General features: G+C 66.7%; 28 protein-coding genes. 15 read left to right on the top strand and 13 right to left on the bottom strand.

Features of this window, described 5'->3' with window-relative positions; all coding sequences use genetic code 11:
- Nucleotides 1-2: 2 nt before the first annotated feature.
- The 9 genes from GL279_RS06755 to GL279_RS06795 form a co-directional block, all read right to left on the bottom strand.
- Entirely contained in the window at nucleotides 3-551 is a 549-nt protein-coding gene (locus tag GL279_RS06755) for a hypothetical protein (RefSeq protein WP_155063868.1), read from the bottom strand.
- The gene (locus GL279_RS06760; protein ID WP_155063869.1) at nucleotides 548-1,561 is read right to left on the bottom strand and encodes a vWA domain-containing protein; all 1,014 of its coding nucleotides are present in this window, start codon (nucleotides 1,559-1,561) and stop codon (nucleotides 548-550) included. The genes GL279_RS06755 and GL279_RS06760 overlap by 4 nt, the downstream gene beginning before the upstream one ends.
- Entirely contained in the window at nucleotides 1,558-2,382 is an 825-nt protein-coding gene (locus GL279_RS06765) for a nonribosomal peptide synthetase MxaA (protein WP_343039730.1), read from the bottom strand. The genes GL279_RS06760 and GL279_RS06765 overlap by 4 nt, the downstream gene beginning before the upstream one ends.
- On the bottom strand, nucleotides 2,379-3,263 hold the full coding sequence (locus tag GL279_RS06770; RefSeq protein WP_155063870.1) for a DUF58 domain-containing protein: 885 nt from the start codon (nucleotides 3,261-3,263) through the stop codon (nucleotides 2,379-2,381). Before GL279_RS06770 ends, GL279_RS06765 begins: the two co-directional genes overlap by 4 nt.
- Nucleotides 3,260-4,276, bottom strand: a complete 1,017-nt coding sequence (locus GL279_RS06775; RefSeq protein WP_155063871.1) for an AAA family ATPase — start codon at nucleotides 4,274-4,276, stop codon at nucleotides 3,260-3,262. The genes GL279_RS06770 and GL279_RS06775 overlap by 4 nt, the downstream gene beginning before the upstream one ends.
- A 65-nt stretch (nucleotides 4,277-4,341) precedes the next feature.
- Complete coding sequence (locus GL279_RS06780) at nucleotides 4,342-4,653, bottom strand: methanol dehydrogenase [cytochrome c] subunit (RefSeq protein ID WP_155063872.1); 312 nt, start codon at nucleotides 4,651-4,653, stop codon at nucleotides 4,342-4,344.
- A 103-nt stretch (nucleotides 4,654-4,756) separates the two neighbouring features.
- A complete protein-coding gene (gene moxG / locus GL279_RS06785; protein ID WP_155063873.1) occupies nucleotides 4,757-5,296 on the bottom strand; it encodes a cytochrome c(L), periplasmic in 540 nt (179 codons plus the stop codon).
- 10 nt (nucleotides 5,297-5,306) lie between these two features.
- Nucleotides 5,307-6,152: a methanol oxidation system protein MoxJ gene (gene moxJ, locus GL279_RS06790; protein WP_211371267.1), complete on the bottom strand. Its 846-nt coding sequence runs from the start codon at nucleotides 6,150-6,152 to the stop codon at nucleotides 5,307-5,309.
- A 69-nt stretch (nucleotides 6,153-6,221) separates the two neighbouring features.
- On the bottom strand, nucleotides 6,222-8,063 hold the full coding sequence (locus GL279_RS06795) for a methanol/ethanol family PQQ-dependent dehydrogenase (protein ID WP_246175212.1): 1,842 nt from the start codon (nucleotides 8,061-8,063) through the stop codon (nucleotides 6,222-6,224).
- A gap of 390 nt (nucleotides 8,064-8,453) precedes the next feature.
- Here GL279_RS06795 and GL279_RS06800 point away from each other — a divergent pair, with 390 nt between their 5' ends.
- From GL279_RS06800 to GL279_RS06810, 3 genes are read left to right on the top strand one after another with little or no spacing between them, the layout of a single operon-like run.
- Complete coding sequence (locus GL279_RS06800; RefSeq protein WP_155063876.1) at nucleotides 8,454-8,966, top strand: protein moxZ; 513 nt, start codon at nucleotides 8,454-8,456, stop codon at nucleotides 8,964-8,966.
- Entirely contained in the window at nucleotides 8,963-10,417 is a 1,455-nt protein-coding gene (locus tag GL279_RS06805; protein ID WP_155063877.1) for a LapD/MoxY N-terminal periplasmic domain-containing protein, read from the top strand. Before GL279_RS06800 ends, GL279_RS06805 begins: the two co-directional genes overlap by 4 nt.
- The gene (locus GL279_RS06810) at nucleotides 10,414-11,088 is read left to right on the top strand and encodes a response regulator transcription factor (RefSeq protein ID WP_155063878.1); all 675 of its coding nucleotides are present in this window, start codon (nucleotides 10,414-10,416) and stop codon (nucleotides 11,086-11,088) included. The genes GL279_RS06805 and GL279_RS06810 overlap by 4 nt, the downstream gene beginning before the upstream one ends.
- Here GL279_RS06810 and GL279_RS06815 read toward each other — a convergent pair.
- Nucleotides 11,070-11,942, bottom strand: a complete 873-nt coding sequence (locus GL279_RS06815; protein ID WP_246175214.1) for an alpha/beta hydrolase family protein — start codon at nucleotides 11,940-11,942, stop codon at nucleotides 11,070-11,072. The genes GL279_RS06810 and GL279_RS06815 overlap by 19 nt on opposite strands.
- Nucleotides 11,943-12,143: 201 nt before the next feature.
- Between GL279_RS06815 and GL279_RS06820 the strand changes: the two genes are divergently transcribed.
- The 11 genes from GL279_RS06820 (at nucleotide 12,144) to GL279_RS06860 (ending at nucleotide 21,286) form a co-directional block, all read left to right on the top strand.
- Complete coding sequence (locus tag GL279_RS06820; RefSeq protein WP_155063879.1) at nucleotides 12,144-14,222, top strand: TonB-dependent receptor plug domain-containing protein; 2,079 nt, start codon at nucleotides 12,144-12,146, stop codon at nucleotides 14,220-14,222.
- Nucleotides 14,223-14,721: 499 nt separating this feature from the next.
- Nucleotides 14,722-15,021, top strand: a complete 300-nt coding sequence (locus GL279_RS06825) for a hypothetical protein (protein WP_343039731.1) — start codon at nucleotides 14,722-14,724, stop codon at nucleotides 15,019-15,021.
- Complete coding sequence (locus GL279_RS06830; RefSeq protein ID WP_155063880.1) at nucleotides 15,018-15,395, top strand: hypothetical protein; 378 nt, start codon at nucleotides 15,018-15,020, stop codon at nucleotides 15,393-15,395. Before GL279_RS06825 ends, GL279_RS06830 begins: the two co-directional genes overlap by 4 nt.
- A gap of 7 nt (nucleotides 15,396-15,402) precedes the next feature.
- Entirely contained in the window at nucleotides 15,403-15,573 is a 171-nt protein-coding gene (locus GL279_RS19135) for a hypothetical protein (protein ID WP_170293932.1), read from the top strand.
- A 1-nt stretch (nucleotide 15,574) separates the two neighbouring features.
- Nucleotides 15,575-16,015 carry a permease gene (locus GL279_RS19390; protein WP_246175215.1) on the top strand — a complete coding sequence of 147 codons (441 nt, stop codon included), beginning with the start codon at nucleotides 15,575-15,577 and terminating at the stop codon, nucleotides 16,013-16,015.
- Nucleotides 16,016-16,969 carry an APC family permease gene (locus GL279_RS06835; RefSeq protein ID WP_281348970.1) on the top strand — a complete coding sequence of 318 codons (954 nt, stop codon included), beginning with the start codon at nucleotides 16,016-16,018 and terminating at the stop codon, nucleotides 16,967-16,969.
- 4 nt (nucleotides 16,970-16,973) lie between these two features.
- Complete coding sequence (locus GL279_RS06840) at nucleotides 16,974-17,630, top strand: hypothetical protein (protein WP_155063881.1); 657 nt, start codon at nucleotides 16,974-16,976, stop codon at nucleotides 17,628-17,630.
- Nucleotides 17,627-17,896 carry a hypothetical protein gene (locus GL279_RS06845; protein WP_155063882.1) on the top strand — a complete coding sequence of 90 codons (270 nt, stop codon included), beginning with the start codon at nucleotides 17,627-17,629 and terminating at the stop codon, nucleotides 17,894-17,896. Before GL279_RS06840 ends, GL279_RS06845 begins: the two co-directional genes overlap by 4 nt.
- Before the next feature lie 237 nt (nucleotides 17,897-18,133).
- Nucleotides 18,134-19,951, top strand: a complete 1,818-nt coding sequence (locus GL279_RS06850; RefSeq protein WP_155063883.1) for a bifunctional helix-turn-helix transcriptional regulator/alpha/beta hydrolase — start codon at nucleotides 18,134-18,136, stop codon at nucleotides 19,949-19,951.
- Nucleotides 19,952-20,054: 103 nt separating this feature from the next.
- Nucleotides 20,055-20,321: a hypothetical protein gene (locus GL279_RS06855; protein ID WP_155063884.1), complete on the top strand. Its 267-nt coding sequence runs from the start codon at nucleotides 20,055-20,057 to the stop codon at nucleotides 20,319-20,321.
- A 716-nt stretch (nucleotides 20,322-21,037) separates the two neighbouring features.
- Nucleotides 21,038-21,286: a hypothetical protein gene (locus GL279_RS06860; RefSeq protein WP_155063885.1), complete on the top strand. Its 249-nt coding sequence runs from the start codon at nucleotides 21,038-21,040 to the stop codon at nucleotides 21,284-21,286.
- Between the two features lie 118 nt (nucleotides 21,287-21,404).
- On the opposite strand, the gene GL279_RS06865 is transcribed toward GL279_RS06860, so the two are convergent.
- The 3 genes from GL279_RS06865 to GL279_RS06875 form a co-directional block, all read right to left on the bottom strand.
- On the bottom strand, nucleotides 21,405-21,878 hold the full coding sequence (locus GL279_RS06865; RefSeq protein WP_155063886.1) for a sigma-70 family RNA polymerase sigma factor: 474 nt from the start codon (nucleotides 21,876-21,878) through the stop codon (nucleotides 21,405-21,407).
- Nucleotides 21,879-21,968: 90 nt separating this feature from the next.
- Nucleotides 21,969-22,121, bottom strand: a complete 153-nt coding sequence (locus tag GL279_RS06870) for a hypothetical protein (RefSeq protein ID WP_155063887.1) — start codon at nucleotides 22,119-22,121, stop codon at nucleotides 21,969-21,971.
- A gap of 391 nt (nucleotides 22,122-22,512) precedes the next feature.
- Entirely contained in the window at nucleotides 22,513-23,118 is a 606-nt protein-coding gene (locus GL279_RS06875; protein WP_155063888.1) for a BON domain-containing protein, read from the bottom strand.
- 453 nt (nucleotides 23,119-23,571) lie between these two features.
- Between GL279_RS06875 and GL279_RS06880 the strand changes: the two genes are divergently transcribed.
- Nucleotides 23,572-23,814 carry a hypothetical protein gene (locus GL279_RS06880; protein ID WP_155063889.1) on the top strand — a complete coding sequence of 81 codons (243 nt, stop codon included), beginning with the start codon at nucleotides 23,572-23,574 and terminating at the stop codon, nucleotides 23,812-23,814.
- The last annotated feature ends 395 nt before the right edge of the window (nucleotides 23,815-24,209 follow it).

Below are 24,209 nucleotides of genomic sequence, written 5' to 3' on the forward strand. Positions count from 1 at the left end.
CCTCATGGTGCACCCCGCGGCAGGCCCGGCAGGTCGGTCCACAGCCGCTGCGGCTGGACCTCGGGGTCTTCCTCGCCGTTGCCCTCGCGCGGGAGATCGCGCACCAGCCGCATCGCAAGATCGAGGTTGACCTTGCTGTCGTAATGCCCGGGCAGCGCGTCCAGCGCCTGACGATAGGCGGTCTTGGCGAGGTTCACCTCGGTCGTGGCATCGTCGATGCGGTTGGCTTCGAGCTGATCAAAGGCGCGGCGCATGCGGGCATTGCCGATGGCATAGTGGAATTCCGCCTGCAAAAGCGGGCTGGCGCGGTCCAGTCCCCCAGCCTGCGCCTCGGCCTCGGGGATGCGGCCGCGCCATGCAAGGTAAAGCGCGCGCGCCTCATGGGCGCGGGGGTCGGCGCCCGCACGCAGCGGCAGGTCGGTGCCGGCGGCAAGGCTGCGGATGGCGCGGTTGTCCTGCACCTGTCCCCAAAGCATCAGCCCGGCCTGCGCCAGTGCCGCAAGGCCCGCCAGAACCCAGATCAGCAACAGGGCAGGGAGAAGCCGTCTCATGGCAGCACCAGCAGGGGTTTCACCCGCGCCTCGGCCCAAGGGCGTTCCAGCGCGCGGGCGGCGGTCAGGCCGGCGGCGGCCAATGCGGCGATCAGGTAGCACAGCCAGCCCAGCTCGCGGCGCGGCACCGGGCGGCGGGTCAGGATCGGGCGCGATTCCATGCGGCCTATTTCCGCGACGGCGGCCTCGACTGCGCCGGGGCTGTCGGCCTCGAAAGCGTGATAGGGCAGGCGCAGGCTTTGCAGAAAGATGTGCAGATGCCGTTCGGGGCGCAGTTGCGGGGTGTCGGCCTCGCCCGGCTGCGGCTGCTCGAAAATGCCTTTCGAGCCCTTGCTGCGCAGGTAAAGCCAGTAAAGGTTCATCGGCTGCTGCGCGGCAAGGTTGCGCAGCATGACCTGTACCTCGGGCGAGATCACGGCAGCGCCGTCGCTGACCAGCACCACCGCCCGCGCGCCGGTCGCGGCTTCCTGCGCGGCCATCCCCATGGCCAGCGTCAGCCCGCGCCCGACATCGGTCTGCGACAGGCCGGGCTCGGCCAGCGCCGAGACGGCAGAGGCGATGGCGCTGCGGCTTTCGGTCATCGGCAGCACCAGCATGGGTGCGGTCGAAAAGGCGGCGATGCCGATGCGGTCATCTGGCCGCCCAGCAATGAAATCCATCAGGATGCGCCGGGCCGCGCTGGCCTTGCTTTCCTCGGCCCCCGAGGGCGAGCGGCCGGCGAACGTGTCATCCATGCTGGACGAGCGGTCGATCAGCAGCACGAGATTGGTGCCGATGCCGCGATGCACCACGCTGCCCCCGCGCAGATAGGGCTGCGCCAGCCCCAGGACCAGCGCGCCGAGACCAAGGATGCCGAGCGCCTTCAGCCCGTGATCGACCGCGCGCGAGGCGCCGTCCACCGGGCGCAGGTCCAGCCGCGGCACCGCCGAGGCGCGCAGCCAGCGCAGAAACAGCGGCAGCGCCGCCAAGGGCAGCAGCGCCAGAGCCCATGGCTGTGTGAGGCCGATCATCGCCGCCCCCGCTCGATGGCGCCAAGGTCGCGGGCCAGCGCGGCAATGTCCTGATCGGGCGCGCTGCCCGCGCCGAAGAACCGCGCGTCCGAGGCGGCAAAAAAGCCGCGCAGCCGTTCGGCCAGGGGTGCGAATTGCGGCTTTTGTGCCAGAAACCTGTCCAGATCGGCGCCGATCAGCACCCGGCCAAAGGCCGCGTCAAAGGCGCGGTGCAGGCTGCGGCGGGCCTCGGGTTCGGGCAGGCGGCGCAGGCGGCGGGCGGCCCGGGTAAAGGGGCGCGCTGCGCGGGCATGGAACGGGAACCAGCCCTGATGCCGGCTGAGCATCAGAAGCCCGGCCAGCAGGGCCACGCCCGAGAGCGCCAGCCGCATCAGCGTCGGGCGGCTGTCGATCAGGTGATAGGGCGGATCGGGCTGCAACTGATCGGGCCTTGAGGGCGCAAGGATCGGTCGCAGCGGCGAGGTCACATAGCTGAACCCCGGCAAGTCCAGCCGGCTGCCATCCATCAGCCGCATCGGAAAGTGCGGCACCTGACGCGTGCTGGGCTCGAGCGCCGCATAGAAGTTCTGATAGCGCAGGGTCAGGCTGATGCGGTTGCCGTCGTCCTGCCGCTCGACCGCGCGCAGGTCCAGCCAGTAATCGACCGCGCGGGCACGCGGCAGCGAGGCCGGGTCCAGCGCCGCGCCGGGCGGCAGGGTGACCTGCACCTGCTGCACCAGCTCGTCGCCCAGCCACCAGCCATAGGCGCGCGGGTTCTGCACGCTGATGTCTTGCGCCATGGCGGGCGCGGCCAGCAGCAGGATCGGCAGCGCGCGGATCACAGCGGCGCCTCGTCCAGACGCGCGGCAAGCTCCGCCACCTCGATGCTGTCGGCGATCTCGACCGGGCGCAGGCCATGTTCGGAAAAGACGGCGCGCAGGGCGGCGCGGGCGGCGGTGGCGGCTGCGGCCTGTCGCGCAGCCCAGCGTCGGGCGGCCAGCTGCGTGCGGCGGCGGCCGGTTTCGGGATCCTGCGCGTCGATCAGGCCAAAGCGCGGCGCGGGCTGTTCCAGCGCCCGGTCGCGCAGCCAGATCGGCAGCACCGGGCGCGGGCGCAGTGCGGTCAGGATCTGTTGCAGCTCGGCGGGCGTCAGTTCGAAATCCGACACCAGCACCACAAGGATACGCTCGGTCGGCAGTTCTGCCGTCGCGGCCAGCAGGGCGTCGATGCCGCGCCCCTGCGGGTGCAGGCCGGAAAGCGTCGCCAGCAGCTCTTGCGCCAGACCGGGGCGGCGGCTTGGCGGTTCCTGATGGGCGATGCCCGCGCCGCAGCACAGGCTTGCCGCGCACAGATCCTGACCGCGCCGCGCGGCCTGCGCAAAGCCCGCCGCCAGAAGCCGCATCAGCCCCCAGCGGTCGGCGCTGCCCGATGCGGCAAGCGAGGCCGAGCCGTCCAGCAGCAGATGCAGCCGCAGATCGGTGCGGGCCTGAAAACGGCGGGTGCTGAGCGTGCCGAACGGGTCGCTGATCGAGCGGCGCAGGTCCAGCCGCCGGGGATCGGGATGCGCCAGAAGCGGGGCCACATCGGCAAAGATCTCGCCCGCGCCGCGCATCCGGCCCAGATGCCCGCCCGAGCGCAGCCCCGGCAGCGCCCGCGCCAGACGCCAGGCCAGCACATCGAAAAGATGCAGCCCGGCGGCGTCCAGAGGCGCGTCAAAGCTCATGCCGCAGGCACCGGAACTCGGGCGAAGGCCGCCTCGATCAGCGCGGGCACCAGCGTGTCGCGGCGTGGCTCATGCGCCGGGGTCAGAAAGATGCGATGCGCCATGACCGGCACAAACACCGCGCGCACATCCTGCGGCAGCACGGCATCGCGTCCCTCGGCCCAGGCGCAGGCGCGGGCGGCGCGCACCAGATATTGCATGCCGCGCGGGCTGAGCCCGCCCCGGATCAGTCGCGCGGTATCGGCGCCCTCGATCTTCAGATCGTGCGGGTCACGGATAATCTGGCACAGATCGTAGACATAGCGTTGCAGCGCCGGGCTGGTATGGGTGCCGGTCTGGATCGCCTGCGCCAGATCGTTCAGCCCGCGATAGGGCAGGACGCCCGGCACCACGTCCGAGATCAGCCGGGTGGTGTCGTGAAAGCGCGGGTCAAAGGCCAGCGCCATGCGGTCATCGGCCGTCTCGGGCGCCTCGACGCTGATTTCCATCAGGAAACGGTCGCGGGCGGCGGCGGGCAGCTCGAATGTCTCGTCGCGCTCGATCTGGTTGCGGTCGGCAAAGACCTGAAGATGCGGGAAATGCCATTCGCGCCGGAATGCGGTCAGGCTGCGTTCGGCCATCAGCCGCAACAGCAGCGCATGGACCTGCGGGCGGGCGCGGTTGATCTCGTTGAAAAAGAACACCGCCAGATCCTCGCCCTGCTCCAGCACGGGGCCGGGTTCGATGCGCGGGCGGCCATCCTCGGCGATATGGGCGGCGTAGATCAGATCGGTCGGCAGCAGGTCCACCGTGCCCTCGACCCGGGCATAGGGGCCGCCAAGGGCACGGGCCATGGCGCGCAAAAGCGTGGTCTTGCCGGTGCCCACATCGCCCGCCAGCAGCACATGGCCCCGGCACAGCGCCGAAAGCAGCAGCAGGCGGATGGTGCGGGACTGGCCCAGCACGACGTCATTCAGCCGGGCTTCGGCCTCGGCAAGGCGCGCGCGCCAATCGGAAAGGGGCAGGTCAGTCATGATCTGGTCCGGGCTGGTGCGCTGCGCGTGGTCTGGAGTGCACGCGCAGCGCCTCGCGACCACCCTTAAAGGGCGGGCGGAGCCTTGGTTTCGTCGTAGCCGTCGATCTTTTTCACGTCATATTCGAACGTGCCGGTCTTTTTGAAATTATAGGCGCGCCAGGCGTTGCGGGCTTCCATCGCGGTCAGGGACTCGCCTTGTTTCGACAGCTCGGCCGGATCGTGCTGCGGGTCGTATTGCGAGCCCTCGACCTTTTCGGGGTAGCCGGGCTTGGGTTCCCAGCAATTGCCGGGCGCCTTGCAGTTGGTGCCGTCATAGGCCAGCGCCGGGCTTGCCAGCGCCAGGGCGGCGATCGTCAGGGTCAGGATGCGTTTCATGGTTCCTCCTCCACTCGCTCCCAGCCGGGGGGCCGGCTGTGTCCTTGCCGGCGGACCGGCGAACGCTAGGGCCGGGGCAGTCGCACCGCCCCGGCCGGTCTTGTCACGACGGGTCCGGGTCCTTGGCCGCATGGACCGGCGGGGCAAAGGGCTTGAACCGTGCCTGCTGGTCCTTGGTCAGCCAGACCGCGTCCTTGGGATCGCCGGTGTACAGGTGCCGCACCCAGGCCATCGTTTTCAGCATCTCGTCCATGGTCAGGCTGCCGGTCATCGGGCCCATCTGGCCGGTCGCGCCGCCAAACAGCGTCGAGAACAGGCCGACATCGTTTTCGTTGCTGGGATAGGTCCAGTAGCTGTCGTTGAGCCCCGGCCCGATCTTGCCCTCGCCGTAATGGCCATGGCAGCCCGAGCACATGCCGGCGAAAAGCTCCTCGCCCTCTTTCAGCGCGGCCGGGTCCTCGACATAGATGTTCTCGCCGGTGTCGAGGAAGTGCTTCACCGCCTCGGTATCGCGGCCCTCTTCCATGGCGTCGTCGAAATTCAGGGGCGAGCCGTCGATGGTGTTGTAGAATTGCGGGGCGGCCATCGCCGTCAGCGGCACCAGCGTCAGCGCCAGCACGGCGAGGATTTGGGGCTTCGTCATTCCATTTCCTTCAGTTCAGCGGCAGGACCGGGATGCCTTCCTCGGCAAGGATGGCGTCGATTTTGGTCTTGCCGGATTTCAGCGCCGCATTGATCGGCGCGACCAGCTCGGGGTGGGTCTTGGCGATGCCGACCGACTGGTCGTATTGCAGCGGGATGATGACCCCGTCCGAGCGTTCCAGTTCGTTCGAGATCAGCGTCATCTTCAGCGGCTCGCGGGAATCGCGGACATAGCGCGCCGCCTCGGGGGCGAAGATGATGCCCAGATCGGCATTGCCCGCCGCCACCTCGGACACCACGCGGTCGGCATCGACCTGGGTGTATTTGTTGCGGCGTTCCTCGAAATTGGTCAGCGAGGCCTGATAGATCAGGTTGTATTCGTAGCGGCCGGTATATTTCAGGATGGTTTCGGCCGGGGAATACAGCCGATAGGCAAAGGTGTTGAAACCGTCCTGATCGACGTCCTGCCACTTGTCGCCGTTGAACCCGCGCGAGGCCTTGCTGATGAAGGCATAGCCGGTGCGGTAATAGGGGGTGCTGGTCAGCAGGCGGTTGTCGCCGTCATCGACGCCCACCAGCACGTCGCACAGGTTCTTGTCGATGCCGTCGCGCACCAGATAGATCGCCTCTTTCGGGATCATCACCAGTTCCAGCTTGCGGCCGGTTTCCTCGGCCAGAACCCTGGCGATCTTGTTTTCAAAGCCGGTGCCGTCCTGGCTGGAATAGGGGGCGTCCTTGGTCGAGGCGCAGATGCGCAGCGTGTCGGAGTTTGCTTCCTGATTGGTGGCGGCCAGCGCAGGGGTGGCTACGGCAAGGGCGGCGCCCAGCGAGGCGAGCCGCAGCAGGGAATGGGTCATTTTCATGTCTCCAGACAGAAAGGGGGTGTCGGCTGGCCCGCGAGGGGGCCCGTGGCCAGCCGATCTGCGTCAGGCGGGATCGCCCGGCGCATATTCGCCAAGGTTCGGGTCCGAATACGGGCCGTCGCCATCCAGCGAGAACACCATTACGCCGCCACCCATCTGGGTGTATTCCTGCAGCCGCTTGAAGGCGCCCACCGAGCCCAGACCGGCGGTCGGGTCGGCGAGGTCAAAGACCAGACCCACGCCCGGCCAGCCGCCGACGCCGTAGTTGATGGCGATATACTGGCGTCCGTCATGCTTGTAGGTCATCGGGTGCCCGATCACGCCCGAGGGCAGCTTGAACTTCCACAGCAGATCGCCGGTGTCGCTGTCGCGCGCCTTCAGGAAGCCGTCGAGCGTGCCGTAGAAGGTGACGCCGCCCGCCGTGGCCATGGTGCCGCCCCAGACGGCGAACCGCTCCATGTGTTCCCATTTCATCTGGCCGGTGATGGCGTCATAGGCCTTGATCTGACCCAGACCCAGCGCGTTCTGCCGATCGCCTTTGGGGCCGGGATACATGGTCAGCGTGGCGCCGACAAAGAACTGGCCCGCGCGATAGGGCAGCATGAAGGGTTCCCAATCCATACAGATATGGTTGATACCCATCATGAACAGCCGGCGCTCCGGATCGTAGCTGTCGTGGCCCTGGTTGTGATAACCCATGGCCGAGGGGCAGATGTCGCGGCCCTTGTGGTCCATGCGGGTGCCGAATTCCGGGTCACGCTGCGGCAGGCCGGTTTTCAGGTCCACCTGCTTTACCCAGTTGACGGTGTCGTCCATCTTGTCGGCCGAGATCAGATCGCCGTTCGAGCGGTCCAGCGTATAGACGATGCCGTTGCGGTCGGGGTGGGTCAAAAGCTTGCGCTCTTTGCCCTCTTTGTCCTTTTGCACCGACAGCATCATCACGTTGACGCCGGCATAGTCCCATTCGTCATGCGGGGTTTTCTGATAGGCGAACTTGGCCTTGCCGGTCGATGCCTCGCGGCCCCAGATCGACATAGTCCATTTGTTGTCGCCCGGCCGCATTGTCTCGTTCCAGGGCGCCGGGTTGCCCGAGCCGTAATAGAACATGTCCAGATCCGGGTCATAGGCATACCAGCCCCAGTTGGTGCCGCCGCCGATCTTCCAGGCGTCGCCTTCCCAGGTTTCGGTGCCAAGGTTCTTCTGGCCGTATTGCGGGTTCGGTGCGTTGAAGTCATCGGCCAGCAGCAGCTCTTCGTCCGGGCCGGTGGCGAATGCGCGCCATTTCTTCTCGCCGGTCTTGACGTCATAGGCGGTGACATAGCCGCGCACGCCCAGTTCCGCCCCCGAGCTGCCGACCAGCACCATGTCCTTGATGACATAGGGCGCGATGGTCAGGGTCGAGCCGACCTTGATGTCCGAGTTCTCCATCATCCAGCGCGTCTGGCCGGTGTCGGCATCCATGGCGACGATATTGCCTTCAAGCTGGGTGCGAAAGATCAGCGGCTTGACCTGATCGTCGCCCGGCCAATAGGCCAGACCACGGTTGACCACGTCGCAGCAGGCGACCGTGCGCGCGGTCGGGTTCTGCTTGGGCTTGTTCTGCCACAGGATATGGCCGGGCTCGTTCAGGTCCAGCGCAAAGGTGGTGTTCGGGAACGGAGTGTGGACGAACATCTTGTCGCCGACGACCAGGGGCGTGCCCTCGTGCCCGTGCAAGACCCCGGTCGAGAAGGACCAGGCCGGGCGCAGGCGCTTGACCGTTTCCTTGTTGATGTCCGTCATCTCGGAGTAGTTCTGTTCGTTGTAGTCGCGCCCGGTCATGACCCAGTTCGCCGGATCCTTGGCCAGTTCGACCAGCTTGTCATTGGCCACCGCCGGCGCGGCGGTCAGAATGGCTGTGCCCATGGCCACGGCCATGGCAAGGGCCGATGCGCCCCTTGCACTTGGGGTGTTCGTTATCATGGCGATCTCGCTCCCTCTCGCTGTCTTGCGCGGATCGCAGCGGCCTGATGGCGGGCTGCGGTCTCGGCTCGCTGCGGCTGGGCCTCCACTCCCGTCGCCGCTGCAACACTGATTAAGGCACCCCGGAATCGGCTTGTCTGCGGGCGCTCGGTCCCGACTTTCCCGGGACAATTCCCCCGACGCGGACGGGGGTAAGCACATGCGTTTGCGCAAAGCGCCAGACCAATGTCGCAAGCCGCGCCGGTTGTCCCATACCTAAGGCGGGCCTAGTCTGACGATGAGGGAAGCCGCCGCGTCCGAATCAGCGCAGCGCAGCAATTTTCGAGGAGGAGCATGCCGCAGCGCCGAACCGCCCCGTGGCTTTGCCGCGCCTTGGCCGTGGCGGCTGTGCTGTGTCTGGCCGCCTGCTATGAGGAAGAGGACGAGACGATTTCCCAAGCCGATTCAACGGCCGGCGCACAGGTTCAGCCCGGCGCCCCCGCAGGCGGTCAGGATGCCGGCAAGGTGGCGGGGACCGGGATCGAATGGCTTCAGGTCGATGACACGCGCGACCCGGTCGCGGTGGTGGCCGGTGCCTCGGGTGTGGCGCCCGATCTGCTGGCGCAGCGGCTGGAGGCGCTTTCGGCGCGCTACCGCGAAAGCCCGCGCATGATCGCAAACCGCCTCCTGCAACTGTGGCAGGATCATCCCGAGGTCGCGCTGACGCAGATGATAGCCGATCTGGTGCCGCACACCCCCGGCGACGAGCACAGCCTTGGACCCGTCGCGCAGCAATATCGCGTGCTGCGCGATCAGGGCCGCAGCCATGCCGAGGCGGTGGCGGCGGTGATCGGGTCCGGTCCATGACCGCGCCGGCCGAGGGCCTTGGCTATGCCGCGCACACCCGCGCCGATGCCGGGTCGGGGGCGGGCTGGCTGCCGCGCCGCCTGCCGATGCGGCGGCTGGCGCTGGCGCTGGCCTGCACCGTCAGCATGGCGCTGTGTCTGGTCGTCGCTGCGGTGCTGATCCTGAACGCCGGCAATGCCGTGCGCGAGGAAACCGAATCCTCGTTCCGCATCGCCAGCGATACGGTGCGCCAGCGCATGCCGCCCAGCTTTGGCGGGCGCGACACCATGGGGGACGCGATCCGCCTGACCGAGGAAATCGACGGGCTGCGGCATGTCTCGGCGCAGATCCTCGACAGCAACGGCCAACCGCTGCAACTGCGCGCGCATGGCCATCAGCGGGCCGAGCCGGCGGCGCCGCGCTGGTTTTCGGCGCTGATCACGCCCGAGCCCCTGCAAGAGCTGGTGCCGATCACGCATTACCCGAACGTGCTCGGCATGTTGCGCGTGGCCTCGGACCCGACCGACGAGATCGCCGAGGTCTGGGAGGATTTCAGCATCATCCTGCCGGTGCTGTTTCTGACCGGGCTTGCCATGGTGCTGCTGACGCTGGGGCTGATCTCGGTCGTCAGCCACCGGCTGCGGCTGGTGCAAGAGGCCATGGACCGGATGCGGCAGGGTGAGCTGTCGGTGCGCGCGCCGGGTGCCCGGCTGACGGAACTGGCCGAGCTGGCCGAGGGGGTCAACGCGCTCGCCTCGCATCTGCAGGCCGAGCGGGCCGAGAACGACCTGTTGCAGACCCGGCTGATCGGCAGCTCCGAGGCCGAGCGCTCGCGCATCGCGCTGGACCTGCATGACGAGATGGGCCCCGAACTGTTTGCCCTGCGCGCCGCCGTCAGCCACGCGCAAAGCATGGCGGCCGAGGTCGAGGCGCCGATGGGCCCGGCGCTTGCCGACACGCTGGAGGCCATTGCCCGCCACGCGGGCGCGGTGCAGAAAAGCGCCCGCACCGCCATCAACGACCTGCGCCCGATGCTTCTGGGCGAGGCCACGCTGACCGAACTGCTGGCCGAACTGGTCGCGGGCTTTCGCGATGTCTCGCCGCAGACGCGCGTCGTGCTGGATCTGGACCCCGATACGGATATCGCCAGTCCCGGCGAGCTGGCCGAGCTGTCGATCTATCGCTTCGTGCGCGAAAGCGTGCTGAATGCCATGCGCCATGGCCGCGCCGGTCTGGTCCGCATCAGTCTGGAAACCGCGCCCGGCACTGCGTCCGGTGCTGGGCCCGAAATCGTGGTGCGGGTAACCGACAACGGCGGCGGTCCCAAACCCGCGCCGGATCAGGATCGGGTGATGCCGAGCTTTGGCCAGATCGGCATGCAGGACCGTGCCCGCGCGCTGGGGGCCACCTATCTGCCGCTGTGGCGGGAAAACCGTCTGACCCACACCGAACTGAGGATGCCGCTGCCATGACCGCTGCCATGAAATCCGCCCCCGCTGCCGCCCGGCCCAAGGTCCAGATCCTGATCGTTGACGACCACCCGGTCGTGGCCGAGGGCTGGGGCCGCATCATCCGCGCGCGCGTGGATTGCGAGATCAGCTCGGCGGCCTCGGCCTCGGAAGGCTGGCGGCAATGGCGGCAGGCCCGGCCGGCGATGATGGTCATCGACCTGAGCATCGGGCGCAACAAGATCGCCGGCATCCGCCTGATCGAGCGCCTGCGCCGGGTCGATCCCGACCTGCCGATCCTTGTCTTTACCATGCACCGCAGCCCGGTGCTGGCGCGGCGCGCGCTGCTGTCGGGCGCAAATGGCATCATCAACAAGGACAGTCCGCCCGCCGAGATCTGCGACGCCTTCGCCGAGGTTGCCAAGGGCGGAAACTATGTCGACACGCGGCTGGCGATGCAGATCGCGCTGCTGAACGTGCCGCGTCCCGGTTCCAGCGCCGTGCGCCTGACCGGGCGCGAGGAAGAGATCCTTGGCATGATCGCCGAGGGCATGTCCTATCGCGACATCGCCGACCGCGCCTGCATCAGCTACAAGACGGTGTCGAATGTCAGTCTGGTCCTGAAGGACAAGCTGGGCGCCGGCAATCTGGCCGATCTGGTGGTCAAGGGCATCCGCTATTTCGACGGCGAATAGGCCGGGCCGGCCAGCGTCCGGGCGAATTGGTCGGCGGTGATCCCGATCACCTCGGCCGCCGATGACCGGCTGGGCTGGTAGACGTTGAACATGTGGTCACCGCCCGGAATGACCAGCGCGCGCTTGTCCTGACCCGCAGCCGCCTGCAACAGCGCCGGCGCATATTTCAGATAGGGGTCGTCGCTGCCGTTGATGGTCAGAAAGGCCCCCGGATAGCGCGCCAACGCCGCCGGCAGGTCGTGGCGGTCCAGACTGTCGAAAAACGCCTGCTTCAGCGCCAGCGTCCGCCAGCCAAGGTCGATGCCCACGATCCCGTCACGCGCCGCACGCCGAAAGATGGCGGGCCCCATGCTGTCCAGCATATCGGCGCGATAATCACCGACCGGCGCCCATGTCACCAGCGCCCCGATCCGGTCCGGCTGCGCGCCCGCCAGCTCGATCGCCGCCGCCGCGCCAAAGGAAAACCCCATGACGCCGATCCGCTTGGCATCCACGCCGGGGGTCGCGGCCAGCGCCTCCAGCGCGGTCAGCGCGTCCTGGTTCTGCCGCTCCAGCGTAAAGGCGCCGGTATCGCCGTCGGATTTGCCAAAGCCCCGGAAATCGAACCGAAGCGAGGCGATGCCGCGTTCCGCCAAGGCGTCGGCAGCATCCAGAAACAGGTTTCCGACCTCGTCCCGGTTGGAGCCCAGCCCGTGCAGCATGATGACCGCCGGGAACGGGCGCGGCGCATCGGGTGTGACCAGCGTGGCGGCGATGCCGCCATCCAGCGTCAGGGCGGTCTCGGCCGCAGCTGCGGGAAAGGCGGAGAAGGCCGCGATGAGGGCGATGACGACGGCGGCGGTCATGATCTGCATGCCGGATCCTGTGCTTGCAGGGATGCCCTGCGCATTATCGCGATGACCGGCTCCGAAACCATAGGCCTTTGGGACCAGCCCTGCCCCGCAGCCCGCAGGCGCTGCAACCGTGCACCGAGGCCCCTAGGATCGGCCCCGCTTTTCACGATATGTTCATGCAAACATAACGATTCGTGAGAGGGACGGATGGCATTTCGAGGGATGATGGGGATATTCGCGCTGGCCTTGGCCGGGCTGGTGCCGGGGGCGGGTCAGGCGCAGGACGCGGCGGCCGAGCCCGGCCGCGCATTCACGCTGGGCACGGTGGTGATCAAAAGCCGCGCCGATGCGCAGGGCGGCACCGCCAGCACGGTCGATGCCGAACAGATCGCCCGGCAGAACCGGCAGACGCTGGATGATGCGCTGGCCGTGGTGCCGGGGGTCGCGATCGGCAACACCGGCGGCAGCCGCAATGAGCGGCTGGTCTATGTGCGCGGCTTTGACCGCTTTCAGGTGCCGCTGTCGATCGATGGCATCCGGGTCTATCTGCCCGCCGACAACCGGCTGGATTATGGCCGCTTCCTGACGCCCGATCTGGCCGAAATCCAGATTCAGAAAGGCTATGTTTCGGTGCTGAACGGGCCGGGTGGCATGGGCGGCGCGATCAACCTGGTCACCCGCCAGCCCACGCAACCCTTCGAAGGCGAGGCCCGGCTGGGCGTCGAGGCCGGCAATCGCGGCGACATCACCGCGCGCACCGGCTATCTGTCGCTGGGCATGAAGCGCGACCAGTTCTGGCTGCAGGGCAGCTATCTGAAGCGCGACAACGACGGTTTTTACCTGTCGCGTGATTACCAGCCTCGCCCGCAACAGGGCGCGGGCCTGCGCGATTATTCCGACAGCGACGATTCCCGTCTGAACCTGAAAGCGGGCTGGACGCCGAATGCCACCGACGAATATGTCCTCAGCTATACCCGCCAGACCGGCCAGAAGAACGCGCCCTATAACGTCGACCAACCGATCCGCGGCCTGACCGAACCCCCGGCCGAGGGGCAAAGCTGGCAGCGCGACTGGACCTGGCCGGAATGGGACATCGACAGCCTTGCCTTCTATTCGCATACCGATCTGGGCGGCGGCTATCTGAAGACCAAGGCCTACTACAACCGCTTCGACAACCTGCTGTCGGCCTGGGATGATTATACCCATTCCGCCCAGACCGAACGGCGCAGCTTTGACAGCCGCTACAAGGACCGGTCATGGGGCCTGAGCCTCGAGGCGGGGGCCGATCTGGGCGATCACACCCTGCGCAGCGCAGCGCATTTCCGCCGCGACCGGCACGAATCCATCCAGTTCTCGCAGCCGGGACTTGGCGGCAGTGCCGATCCGGCCGAGATCAGCAAAGAGGAAACCTGGTCCGTCGCGCTGGAGGATACCTGGCGGCTGCGCGAGGATCTGCGCGTCGTCGCCGGCCTCAGCTATGACAAGGCGCGTGTGCTGGACGCCGACCGGACCGAGGATGACGCCGGCCTGCCGACCGGCAGCTCGGATGCGGTGAACTGGCAGCTGGCGGCGATCTGGCAGCCGGGCGACCTTGGCGAATACCATGCCAGCCTGTCGTCGCGTACGCGGTTCCCGACGCTCTTTGACCGCTACAGCACCCGCTTTGGCACCGCCGTGCCAAACCCGGACCTGAAATCGGAACGCGCACTGAATGCCGAGTTGGGCTATAGCGGCGATCTTGGCCCCGCAACCATCGAGGCGGCGCTGTTCTACAGCAAGGTCCGCGACATGATCCAATCGGTGCCGACCGGCGCGCTGGATGACGAAGGCGACCAGATCACCCAGAACCGCAATGTCGGCGATGGCGTCTATAAAGGTCTTGAACTGGCCGCGAACTGGCAGCTGACCGATGGCCTGACGCTGATGGCAAATTACACCTGGCTGCACCGCACGATCACCGATCCGCTGCGGGCCGATTACCGCCCGACCAACACGCCGCGCCACAATGCCTATCTGCGGCTGGACTGGCAGGCGATGCCCGCGCTGACCGTCTCGCCCTCGTTGCAGGTCGCCAGCTCGCGGCTATCGGAAAGTGCCATCCAGCCCGAGGATCCCGCCGCCATCGCCTATAGCCGCATGGGCGGCTTTACGCTGGCAAATCTGGATTTCGCATGGACGATCAGCGACCAGGCCGAGGTGCTGTTCGGGGTCCGCAACGTCTTTGACCGGGATTACGCGCTGGTCGAGGGCTATCCCGAACCCGGCCGCAGCTTTTTCCTGACCACCAGCCTGCGGTTCTGACCAAGGCTCCGGGGCGCCGCGCGGCGGCGTCCCGGGACATGATCCTGACCGGTGCCTGCTGGTCTGGTTGCAGATTCTGCGCCGGCCTGCTGACGCTCCCCGGTCCTGTTCACCGCCTCCTGTCGGGACCCGGCGGGTGCCGCCAGCACGAGGGTGATTCCCGCCCGACATCCCGGCCCGAACCGGGTCTGCCTTTGGACTGCGACACCATTCGCGCGTTGCGCAATGCTGTCCCCCCGAACTCCGTCCGGGTCACCAGCCCCGCGCGCTGATCCCGCTGCGCTAGAATTCCCGGGAAATCCGACGGTTCTGAACCCTGCCTCCGGCGTCGATTGCTGCGCCAGACCACGCGCACCGCTGCAACTGCAGCGGATAAATTTCTTGACAGAAAGCCGTGCACGATTTTCCATCAGGAAAATAAGTTGTCGGATAAGAAACTAAAGCTTGGTCCGGGCGCGCTATCCGACTCAAGAATCGGACCTCTAGGGGAGGAAGTAACGTGTCGGATCTGGCTTGCCGGATCGAGGTCATGCATCGTCGCGACATGGCGGTTGCCTGGGCCTTTGTCCTGGGACTCTGGTTTTCAATCATCTTCGTCGCATGGGCCACCTGGTCGCTGGCCCCCAGCGGCACCGCGCGGACCGTGCTTTTGGTCGGGGGCAGCGTGGTGCTGTTGTTCAACACCGCGGCGATCATGGCCATGCTGCGCCATTACCGCGAGGACCGCGACTTCATGTATGGGCTCGATATCCAGTTTCTGGATGCAGCGCGGGCCCTGAAACAGGAGCGCCGGCCATGACACGCTATCGTCCGCCCGTGCAGGGCAAGCTGGGGCAGGTGATCGATGTCATCGTGCTGCTGATCATGGCGATCGGCGCGCTCTATATCCCGCTTTGGATGGGCATGGCCGGCTCGTCCAAGGTGCCGCAGCCGAGGGCCGGGACCAGCTGGGAAAGCCTTGGGCAGAACCCGGTCATGGTCGAGCAATGGCAAAAGCTGGGCTTTTCCGATCCGGCCTCGGCCAGCGAGATGATCACCGCCCGTTTCGACTACAGCTTTTCGATCGGGGCGCTGATTGCCATGATCGTCGTCATCGTCGGCTATTACGCGATCCTGCTGCGCTTTTCCGAAAAGGAATATCGCGAGGTGATCGCCGAGCGGTTCGGAGGATAGGGCCGTCATGGACCTTTGGGATTACCTCGAACTCGCGGCCTGGGCAGCCTCGGCGGCTTTCGGCCTTTTCATCGCCATCGACTGGTTTCGGACGGACAGGGCCTATGACGAGGAGTTCCTGACCTCGTCGCGCGAAGGCGAGCTGGAAGCCCTGACCGAAGAACAGCATCGGGGATAACATGGCACAAGCAGAAAATCACGAGCACGTCGGGCTGGCCCGCGTGCTGGGCCCGGCGCATGTCTGGGCGCTGGGGGTCGGCATCGTTCTGGTCGGCGAATATATGGGCTGGAACTTTGCCGTGGGAAAGGGCGGCGCCTATGCCGCGCTGATCGCCTGCTGGTTCGCGGGCATCCTTTATACCTGTGTTGCGATGATCGATTCCGAGGTGACATCGACGGTCGCCGCAGCGGGTGGGCAATACACGCAGGCCAAGCATATCGTCGGACCGCTGATGGCCTTCAACGTCGGCCTGTATCTGGTCTTTGCCTATACGATGCTGGAGGCGGCCAATGCGATCACCGTGGGCTTTCTGGTCGATACCGTGGCCACGATGACCGGGCATCAGGGCGGCGTCGATCAGCGGCCCTTCATCATCCTTGCCATCATGTTCCTGGCCTGACTGAACTATCGCGGCGTTCTGGCGACGCTGACCTTCAATCTGGTCATCACCGCCATCGCCTTCACGGCGGTCGTGGTGTTGTTTCTGACCACGGCGGGGATCTTTGGCGCCGGACCGCTGCGCCATGCCGATCTGCTGGCTGCCGAGGCGGCGCTGCCCTATGGCTGGCTGGGCGTCTTGGCGGCGATGCATTTCGGGCTGTGGTTCTATCTGGGCATCGAGGGCACGACCCAAGCCGCCGAAGAGGTGCGCAGCCCCGCCCGCGCCTTGCCCTTTGGCACGCTGGCCGGTGTGATGACCTTGGCCATTGCCGCCACGCTGACATGGTATGTCTGCGCCGGGCTGATGCCGTGGGAGTATCTGGGCCAGTCGGGCGTGCCGCTGTTTGACGCCGCGCGGCTGTCAGGCTCGCCTGCGCTGATGGTGTTTCTGGGCATCGGCACGCTGTTTGCAACGCTCGCCTCGGCCAATGGCTGCATCAACGACGCCAGCCGGGCGTGGTTCGCCATGGGGCGCGACCGCTACCTGCCGGGCTGGTTCGGGGCGGTGCATCCGAAATACCGCACGCCCTATCGCTCGATCATATTCCTGGTGCCGATCGCGCTGATCTTTGCGCTGGGGGCGCCACTGGATCAGGTGGTGACCTTCTCGATCCTGTCGGGGCTGCTGGAATACACCTTCATGCCGCTGAACATCATCCTGTTCCGCCGCAAATGGCCGCTCGACACCATCAAGCGCGGCTATGAGCATCCGTTCCACCCGCTACCCGCCATCGTCCTCTTGGGACTCTGCGGTCTGGCCTTCTTTGCGGTGTTTCTGGGCTATGGCACACAGCTGGTCGCGATGATCACCTTCTATATCGTCGTCTCTCTGTGGTTCCATTTCTGGCGCTACCGCTTTGTGAACCGGGGCGCGCAGTTCACCATGCCTTGGCCCAAACCGCGCGGGTATTGAGACAATGATCCCGCTGTTGATGACGGCGACGGGCGCAGGACTGGCATGGCTGGCCCTGCGCCTCATCGCCGATGACCGGGACCGGCGCAGGGCGCGGGCCGGATGGCTTGACCACATCGAGTTGCAGGATCGGCAGCAGGCGGTGGCGGCGACAGGCTTTGCCCGCGCCTCGGGCCGCAGGGCGGGGCTGAAACTGGATCTGCAGGCCGTGCCCGACACGCTGACATGGCGCAAACTGCCCGTGCTGTGGCTGCTCGTCACGCTGCCCGAGCCCCTGCCCCTGCGCCAGCGTATCAACCTGATGATGCGTCCGACCGGGATCGAGCCCTTTTCCAGCTTTGATCGCCTGCCGCATCAGACTGCACTGACCGCCGCATTTCCCCCCGATGCCGCCCTGCGCAGCGAGCACCCGCTGACGCTGGCCGAAGCCGCGCTGCTGGCCCGCCATGCCACGCTGTTTCAGGATGCGCGCGTCAAGGAACTGGTGCTTTCGCCCCGGGGGTTGCGTATCACCTGGCTGGCCGAAGAGGCCGACCGCGCCCGCTATCTGCTGTTTCGCGAATCCGACATGGGGCGGCGGGCCATGGATCCGGCAGATCTGGATCCTCTGGTGCTGGCCCTGCGTGCCATGCGCGCGGATATTCTGGGGGCCACCGCATGAAGGCACCGCCCAATCCTTATCTCGTGCTGGCTTCGGCCATCCTGCTGCCCTGCTCGGGGCAGGTCTGGAACGGCCAACCACTGCGCGGCCTGACCTTCCTGTTCTTCATCGGCCTGTTGGGCGGGTTCACCCTGCTGACCGCAGCGCCGGGGGTGTCGCTGGTCGGGCGACATGCCGGCGGCATCTTCGTCTGGGCCATGGCCGTTTTCGACGCCTACAAACAGGCCCGCATCCGCCACGCCATCTGGCGGCACAGCATGGGCTAGCCGCCATTGCCGGGCCAGCGGATCAGGTCCTGGGCGAGCTGGAACCGAATGGATCGCCGAGGCCAAGGCCGACGGCACCATGAAGCGCCTGCCGGAACGATGGTTCGTCTTTGACGCGACCGTCTATCGCCCCCGCAGTACGCCCCCCGCCCCGCCGGGCGGCAGATCACCCGTCCAGATTGAATTTGCCCCGGCGCCATGCAAGGCTGCGTGGACTTTCCTGCGAAAGGACCATCCTTGCCCGATCCGAAACCACGGACGCCGCTGGCCGATCAGCAGTTCTTTCTGTCGCCCGAGCTCAGCGACGGCCGGGGTTCGGATGATGACATCGACCTCGACATCATCGCCAGCACCTATCGCTCGATCCTCGACGAGAATGCCTTCGAGGAGATGATGGCGAATTGGGAAACCAAGCTGGCGCTGCCCGGCGCGGGTCCTGAACATCCCAAAGTGTCGAGCCGCCTCTTTGGCCAGCTTCTGACCTTTCGCGACACGCTGGAAAAGCTGGACCTGCCGGCGGGCAGCGACCCGCTGAAGCTGGCGGTCTCGGAGGTGCCGGGGCCGGCGATGGTGCTGTCGCCGAACGGCAATATCGCGGTCATCAACATCGCCGGCGAGCACGCCTTTGGCGGGCGGCAGGGCGGTTTCCTCGACACCTCCGTCATCGCCGCCGATTCCCTTGACGATTATCGCGCGCTGCTGCGGGCCGCCACGGGCCAGGGCAATGCGGCGCAGGCGATCCTGACCATCCTGCCAGCCAATGGCGATCACGGCGCCTCGTTTCTGGCCGAGGGCTATCTGATCCGCATGCCGGGGCAAAGCGGCGCCCATGTCGCCATCCGCTCGCTGGAAATCGCCTGGGGCGCGCGCATCGCCGACCGGCTGCAGCAGGCCTTCGGCCTGACCCCGGCCGAGGCCGAGGTCGCCCACCAGTTCTTTCGCCTGCGCAACATCGATTCCATCGCGGCGCAGCGCGGCGTGTCGCGGCTGACCGTGCGCACCCAGATCAAGACGATCATGGCCAAGATGGGCGCGCCCACGAACATCGACCTGATGCGGCTTCTGGCGATGATCGCCAGCCGCGAACATGTCGGGCTGCGCGGCGAGGCGCCGGTCTGGCACGATCCGCTGGGCCGCGAAAGGCGCATCACGCTGGCCGACGGGCGCCAGATCGCCTGGACCTGGATGGGGGCGCGGCAGGGCACGCCAGTGCTGTTCCTGCGCGGCCTGCCCATGGCCTATCTGTTGCCGCGCGAGGGCGAGGCCCGCCTGCGCGAGGCCGACATCTGCCTTTATGTCCCGTCGCGGCCCGGTTACGGCAACAGCAGCATGGACCCGGGGCTGGACGTGGTCAGCGACAATCTGGTCGCCCTGCGCGCCTTTCTGGATCAGGTCGTGGGCGGGCCCTGTCTGGGCGTCGGGCTGGCCAGCGGTGCCGTGCCGCTGGTGATCGAGGCGGTGGCCAATCCCGCACGCTTTTACCAGATCATCGCGGTGGGCTATTCCAGCAGCATCGACCCCTCGGGCATTCCACAGCTGCCCGGCATCCAGCACACGATGCTGCAACTGGCAGGCAGCACGCCCTGGGTGGTCGAGCTTCTGGCCAAGTCCGGGCACCGCATGATGCGCCAGCACGGGCTGGACTGGTATCTGGACCGCGCCTATCGCAACACGCCGATCAATCAGCAGACCGTGCGCAACCCCGACTGGTCGGCCCTGATCCGCAACGCCTGCGAGCATCTGCTGAAACAGGGCCATGTCACCTTTGTCCGGGAATTGCAGATGTCGCGCCATCCGCTGGCGGCGCTGCTGCGCGCTCTGCCCATTCCGATGCGCTATATGGCGCCGCTCGGGGATCCCGGTGTCGATCCGGCCTCATGCCGCCAGCTGGAGCGGGCGAACCCGATGCTGACAGTCGAGCCGGTGGCCGATGCGGGCGAGCTGGTGTTTTACCAGCGCAGCGACCTGATCCTGGACCGCATCATTGCGGCCGTGCATGAAAACCGGGCTACATACGCCAATCGGAGTATGACGGAGCCAACCGGCATGTCCTAGACCCGAGACTGGGGGCATGCGAATACCCGGATCGGTTGCATGCCGACCCGCTTCGTCGTGAGGATTTTATGACCTGTCACCCTAGCGATTCAGGGAGGGATTGATGAGCGAGCCATCCACGATGCGGTCACACCGCCGGGCTCTGGAATATGTGGCAAATCCCGATATGGCGGCCTTTACCGTCGGCCAGATCGCCATTGCCGCCCTGCGGCAGGACGGCACGCTGTCCGTCGAAACCCTGCGCCGCCATCTGGCCCGCATCGCCTCGGGCCGCGAGGCCGAGGGTGCCGGGGCAACCCGCGTGAACCCGGACATGGCCCTGGCCGCGCTGCGCTATATCGAGGCGCTGCTGCAGAACGAGGCGGCCTGACCGCGACAGTCAGGCGCCCTTCACATCGGCATCTCGCCGGTCACCGCGACGGCCGCGCCCGAGACAGAGCTCGACATCGGCTCGGCCAGCATGACATGGGCCGAGGCCAGCTCGACCGGCCGCTGCATCGGATCGCGCCAAATAGCTGACCTTGTCGCAGGGCATGCTGTCCGGGATCAGCGGCGTCCAGATCGCGCCCGGAGCCACCGTTTTGACACGAATGCCGCGCGGGCTTGGTCTCGGCATAGGCCACAAGCCGGGGATTGGGATTTTCCGAATTGCTCACGGCTATGTTGATGATCGCACGGCAGATGGGCTCGGCCACAACATGGCGGAAATGCGAGGTCCTGGCCAGATCCTCCCGAAAAGCAGGCACTTGCATCCGACATCGCGCACCGGGGCTGCAATATCCTTGGCATCGGAATGTTCGTCCAGATAGGCCATCGCCACCTCCGCGCCTTCGCGCTTATCGGCGCTGGCGACCGCCAAACCGATGCGGCTGAACCACCGGCGCGGGAATGCTTCCGCGCCGCCCCGTCGATGTGTCGTTGCGACCCGTCATCATTCCCTCCGCTGCAACGGGATCGGGAAACTTGCGTAGGGCGGTTCCGCCCGGCCTCGCGCCCGCCTAAATTTTCGCAGCTGAGGAACAATCGCACCGCCGCGCGAGTAGCCCTGCAAGAGGGACCAGCAACCGCCACGAAAGGAACAGCGAGATGACCGAACGGATCGACCCGACCGAGGCGCACGCCATCGCCTGCGCGAAACTGCTGGCTGCCCTGCCCCACCTGCTGGACAGGCCGGGCCTGCAACGGGTGTTGGACTGGCTGGACGAACGCCGGGTGCTGCAGGACGGGCAAGAGGATCCCGGCGCCGTCGAGGCCGAGGGGCTGGCGCTGGAACTGGCCATCGCCGACAGCTTTGGCCAGCTGGCCCGGACCCTGCGCGAGACGGTGGCCGATTAGCAAGGCCAGAGCGGTGGTTGTGACGCGCCTGCTCTCCCCTCCGCCTTTGCGCAATGCGGCGTGGGGCATGCGAACCTGAGAGGCGGGGAATGTTTCTGAAATCGCGACCGGAGCGGCGCTAAAGCTCGGGCTCCAGCACCCGGCGCAGCATCTGCCGCGCCCGGTTCACGCGGCTTTTGATGGTGCCAATGTCGCAATCCAGCACGCGCGCCGCCTCAAGATAGCTTTCGCCCAAGGCGCCAACCAGCACGATGGCATCGCGGTAATGCGCCGGCATCTCGCGCAGGGCGGAATGCAGCTCCAGCGTCTGCATGTGCCAGTCCTGCCCCGCCGGAACCCCCGGCTGCTCCGAAACGCAATCCGCGCGCCCGGTCCGTTCGCGGGCACTCTTGCGGCAATTGGTATAAAAGCGGTTGCGCATGATGGTAAACAGCCAGGCGCGCAGGTTGCTGCCCGGCCGGAAGCTGTCGGCATATTCGATGGCGCGCAGCAAGGTGTCCTGAACCAGATCCTCGGCATCCGGAGCGGACCGGCACAGGACGCGCGCATAGGCCCGCAATCCCGGGATCTGTTCGAGGATTTCCTCCCTCATGGAATGCCTCCCCGCTCTCCATGAAGAAAGAACCGGCGGCGGGTCAGGGTTCCGTTCTTTTCCCGCTGGCGGCGAATTGGCGCGGTGGGATCAGGTGCGGCCCTTGCCGATGGCCTTGGCCAATTGCTCGGCCAGTTCGCGCAGGCGCGGCGAGATCGCCTCCTTGCGGGTCTGCTCCAGAAGCTTGGCCAAGGCCTTGTCCAGTTCGGCGCCCGTGCCGGGATCTTCGCTCTGGTCGTGCATCACCTGTCCCACTCGCTGCGGTGCCTTTCGCGCGCTGAACCACGCCTCGGCGGAGGCGTTACAGGCATCTTGAGGCAATTTCCCTAACGAACATGAGAAGCTTAGCGCAACGATCCGACATTTCCAAACCCGCTCGCACCGGGTCGCGTGCCGAAGCTATCGGCCTGCGGAACATTGGCCGGGGACATCTAGGCGACATGCCGCAAGCGCGACAGAAGAGGCTCGTCAGAAGGAGATCACGCCGAGGAATTCCTGCATGCCCGAGCGCGACGATCGCAGCGCGCGGGCCGCCGCATGAAAGCGCATCAGGGGCAGGATCACGGGCAGCACTTTGGCGACCAAAGGCGCACGCCATGGTCGGCCCCGCCCGGTCGGGCGCATCCCCCTGCCGTCAGGCCTGCGGGCCGTCGCCGGACGGCTGGCCCGATGCGCTGCGCACACGCAGGTTGTTCTGCAGATGGCTGACACCGACCGCAGCCTCGGCGCAATCCTCGGCCCGGCGCTTGGCCGCACGACTGTCGACATGCCCCTGCAAGGTGACCTCGCCCTTTTCCACGCTGACCTCGATCTCCGAGGCGTCAAGCTGATCGTCGTCCATCAGCCGGTCGCAGACGTCCTCGCGCAGGCGCTCGTCGCTGCGGACATAGCCTTTGGGGCCCTTGCCGCGATGCGCGCCCATGGCGGGCTGGCCCGTCCCCTCGGGCCGGCCGGCGTCGCGCCAATTGCCGCGTTCATCGCCATAGGCAGCAGGGCGACCCGAGGTCTCGGCCTGACGCGAATAGCGCGCATCGTCGCGATAACCCGCGTCCCACCCGTCCCAATCGCCGGGGTGACGGCGGTCGTCGTCAAGGGCGCGGGCCTCCGCGTCCCGGTAGCCGCGATCCCGGTGCGAGACATAGGCCGGATCGCGGTCATAGCCCCAGCCGCCGCGCCCGCTGGGGCGGTCATCGCCATAGGCCGAGCTGCGGCCACGGTCGTCATAACTTCGGTTTGGCATCTTTTCCTCCTCCTGCTCTGGGCCATGCCATAAGCGCGAGATGGAACCGGCGGCTGCGGCGGATGTTCCAGCGCCCGGCGCGGTTTCGGCCCTTGCGATTGGGGCAGGCGCAAGTTTTTTGCGAACTTTCCCCGCCCTGCGCGGTTGATTCCGAATAGCGCCCCCACCCAGGAGGAGAAGCGATGCAGACCACCCCCAAGGACGCAAGGCCCCCGCCCCGGCAGCCGCCACAGGAACGCGGCACCTATCCCGCCGGGATGGAGCGCGAGCGGCGTGAACCCGCCGCTGCGCAGGACAAGCCCAGACCCGCCGAGCCACAAGCCCGCAACCCCCATCATCAACGGAGTCCGTCATGAAAGGTCTGATCGCCTGGTTTTTAGGCGTGCCCATCGTCGTCATCATCCTGCTTTATGTAACCGGGATCTTTTGACGGCTGCAGAAAGGAGATCCGTCATGTCCTTCAACACCGATCCCAAGCGCGCCGCGCGCCGCCATCCGGCCGCGATCACCGGCATCATCGTCGCTCTGGCCGTGGCCGTGATCGCGCTGGTCTGGTGGATGGGCGCCGACCCGGTCAAGGAAAGCGATGTCGGCCGCATCGAATCCCCCGCCGCGCCCGAAACCAAGGCCGGGGGTATCGCCGAACCGGTCCCGACCACGACGACACCCGCCCCGGACAGCTCCTACAGCCAGTGACGCCGCAAGGCGTGGGTCTTGGGTCGGCATCCGAGGCCCGAGGCGGCGCGCCCGGCACGGAATGTTTGGGCTCTGTCGCGGTCCATAAAAGGGATTGAGCCGTGTAAATGACTGCCGACGCCTCCCGTTAAAACGGAGCGCGTTACTGCACCAGATATGCGGATCGCCGGAAACGCCGGATCATGACGCCCCACGGCCTTCAGCCAAAGGGGCGAAGCGTCCGCTCCACCCCTTCGATCGCGAGATCACCCGCCGGTATAGGTATTTCAGGATCGCGCCGCGCGCCTTGCCGGCCTGAAGCAGATTAACCGCTCATCCTTCTTGCCCCCGCCCGCTGCTGTCGCCTTGCGCCGGAGACCGGCGCAAGGAAACCCTCTGCCCCAGCATGGCCTTCG

Origin of the sequence: Paracoccus limosus (genome assembly GCF_009711185.1) — a bacterium.
Taxonomy (GTDB): Bacteria; Pseudomonadota; Alphaproteobacteria; order Rhodobacterales; family Rhodobacteraceae; genus Paracoccus; species Paracoccus limosus.

Coding starts and splice junctions, on each gene's coding strand:
- GL279_RS06755 (WP_155063868.1), bottom strand. CDS start 551: ATGAGACGGCTTCTCCCTGCCCTGTTGCTGATCTGGGTTCTGGCGGGC.
- GL279_RS06760 (WP_155063869.1), bottom strand. CDS start 1,561: ATGATCGGCCTCACACAGCCATGGGCTCTGGCGCTGCTGCCCTTGGCG.
- GL279_RS06770 (WP_155063870.1), bottom strand. CDS start 3,263: ATGAGCTTTGACGCGCCTCTGGACGCCGCCGGGCTGCATCTTTTCGAT.
- GL279_RS06775 (WP_155063871.1), bottom strand. CDS start 4,276: ATGACTGACCTGCCCCTTTCCGATTGGCGCGCGCGCCTTGCCGAGGCC.
- GL279_RS06780 (WP_155063872.1), bottom strand. CDS start 4,653: ATGAAACGCATCCTGACCCTGACGATCGCCGCCCTGGCGCTGGCAAGC.
- moxG (WP_155063873.1), bottom strand. CDS start 5,296: ATGACGAAGCCCCAAATCCTCGCCGTGCTGGCGCTGACGCTGGTGCCG.
- moxJ (WP_211371267.1), bottom strand. CDS start 6,152: ATGACCCATTCCCTGCTGCGGCTCGCCTCGCTGGGCGCCGCCCTTGCC.
- GL279_RS06795 (WP_246175212.1), bottom strand. CDS start 8,063: ATGGGCACAGCCATTCTGACCGCCGCGCCGGCGGTGGCCAATGACAAG.
- GL279_RS06800 (WP_155063876.1), top strand. CDS start 8,454: ATGCCGCAGCGCCGAACCGCCCCGTGGCTTTGCCGCGCCTTGGCCGTG.
- GL279_RS06805 (WP_155063877.1), top strand. CDS start 8,963: ATGACCGCGCCGGCCGAGGGCCTTGGCTATGCCGCGCACACCCGCGCC.
- GL279_RS06810 (WP_155063878.1), top strand. CDS start 10,414: ATGACCGCTGCCATGAAATCCGCCCCCGCTGCCGCCCGGCCCAAGGTC.
- GL279_RS06815 (WP_246175214.1), bottom strand. CDS start 11,942: ATGCAGATCATGACCGCCGCCGTCGTCATCGCCCTCATCGCGGCCTTC.
- GL279_RS06820 (WP_155063879.1), top strand. CDS start 12,144: ATGATGGGGATATTCGCGCTGGCCTTGGCCGGGCTGGTGCCGGGGGCG.
- GL279_RS06830 (WP_155063880.1), top strand. CDS start 15,018: ATGACACGCTATCGTCCGCCCGTGCAGGGCAAGCTGGGGCAGGTGATC.
- GL279_RS19135 (WP_170293932.1), top strand. CDS start 15,403: ATGGACCTTTGGGATTACCTCGAACTCGCGGCCTGGGCAGCCTCGGCG.
- GL279_RS19390 (WP_246175215.1), top strand. CDS start 15,575: ATGGCACAAGCAGAAAATCACGAGCACGTCGGGCTGGCCCGCGTGCTG.
- GL279_RS06840 (WP_155063881.1), top strand. CDS start 16,974: ATGATCCCGCTGTTGATGACGGCGACGGGCGCAGGACTGGCATGGCTG.
- GL279_RS06845 (WP_155063882.1), top strand. CDS start 17,627: ATGAAGGCACCGCCCAATCCTTATCTCGTGCTGGCTTCGGCCATCCTG.
- GL279_RS06855 (WP_155063884.1), top strand. CDS start 20,055: ATGAGCGAGCCATCCACGATGCGGTCACACCGCCGGGCTCTGGAATAT.
- GL279_RS06860 (WP_155063885.1), top strand. CDS start 21,038: ATGACCGAACGGATCGACCCGACCGAGGCGCACGCCATCGCCTGCGCG.
- GL279_RS06865 (WP_155063886.1), bottom strand. CDS start 21,878: ATGAGGGAGGAAATCCTCGAACAGATCCCGGGATTGCGGGCCTATGCG.
- GL279_RS06870 (WP_155063887.1), bottom strand. CDS start 22,121: ATGCACGACCAGAGCGAAGATCCCGGCACGGGCGCCGAACTGGACAAG.
- GL279_RS06875 (WP_155063888.1), bottom strand. CDS start 23,118: ATGCCAAACCGAAGTTATGACGACCGTGGCCGCAGCTCGGCCTATGGC.
- GL279_RS06880 (WP_155063889.1), top strand. CDS start 23,572: ATGTCCTTCAACACCGATCCCAAGCGCGCCGCGCGCCGCCATCCGGCC.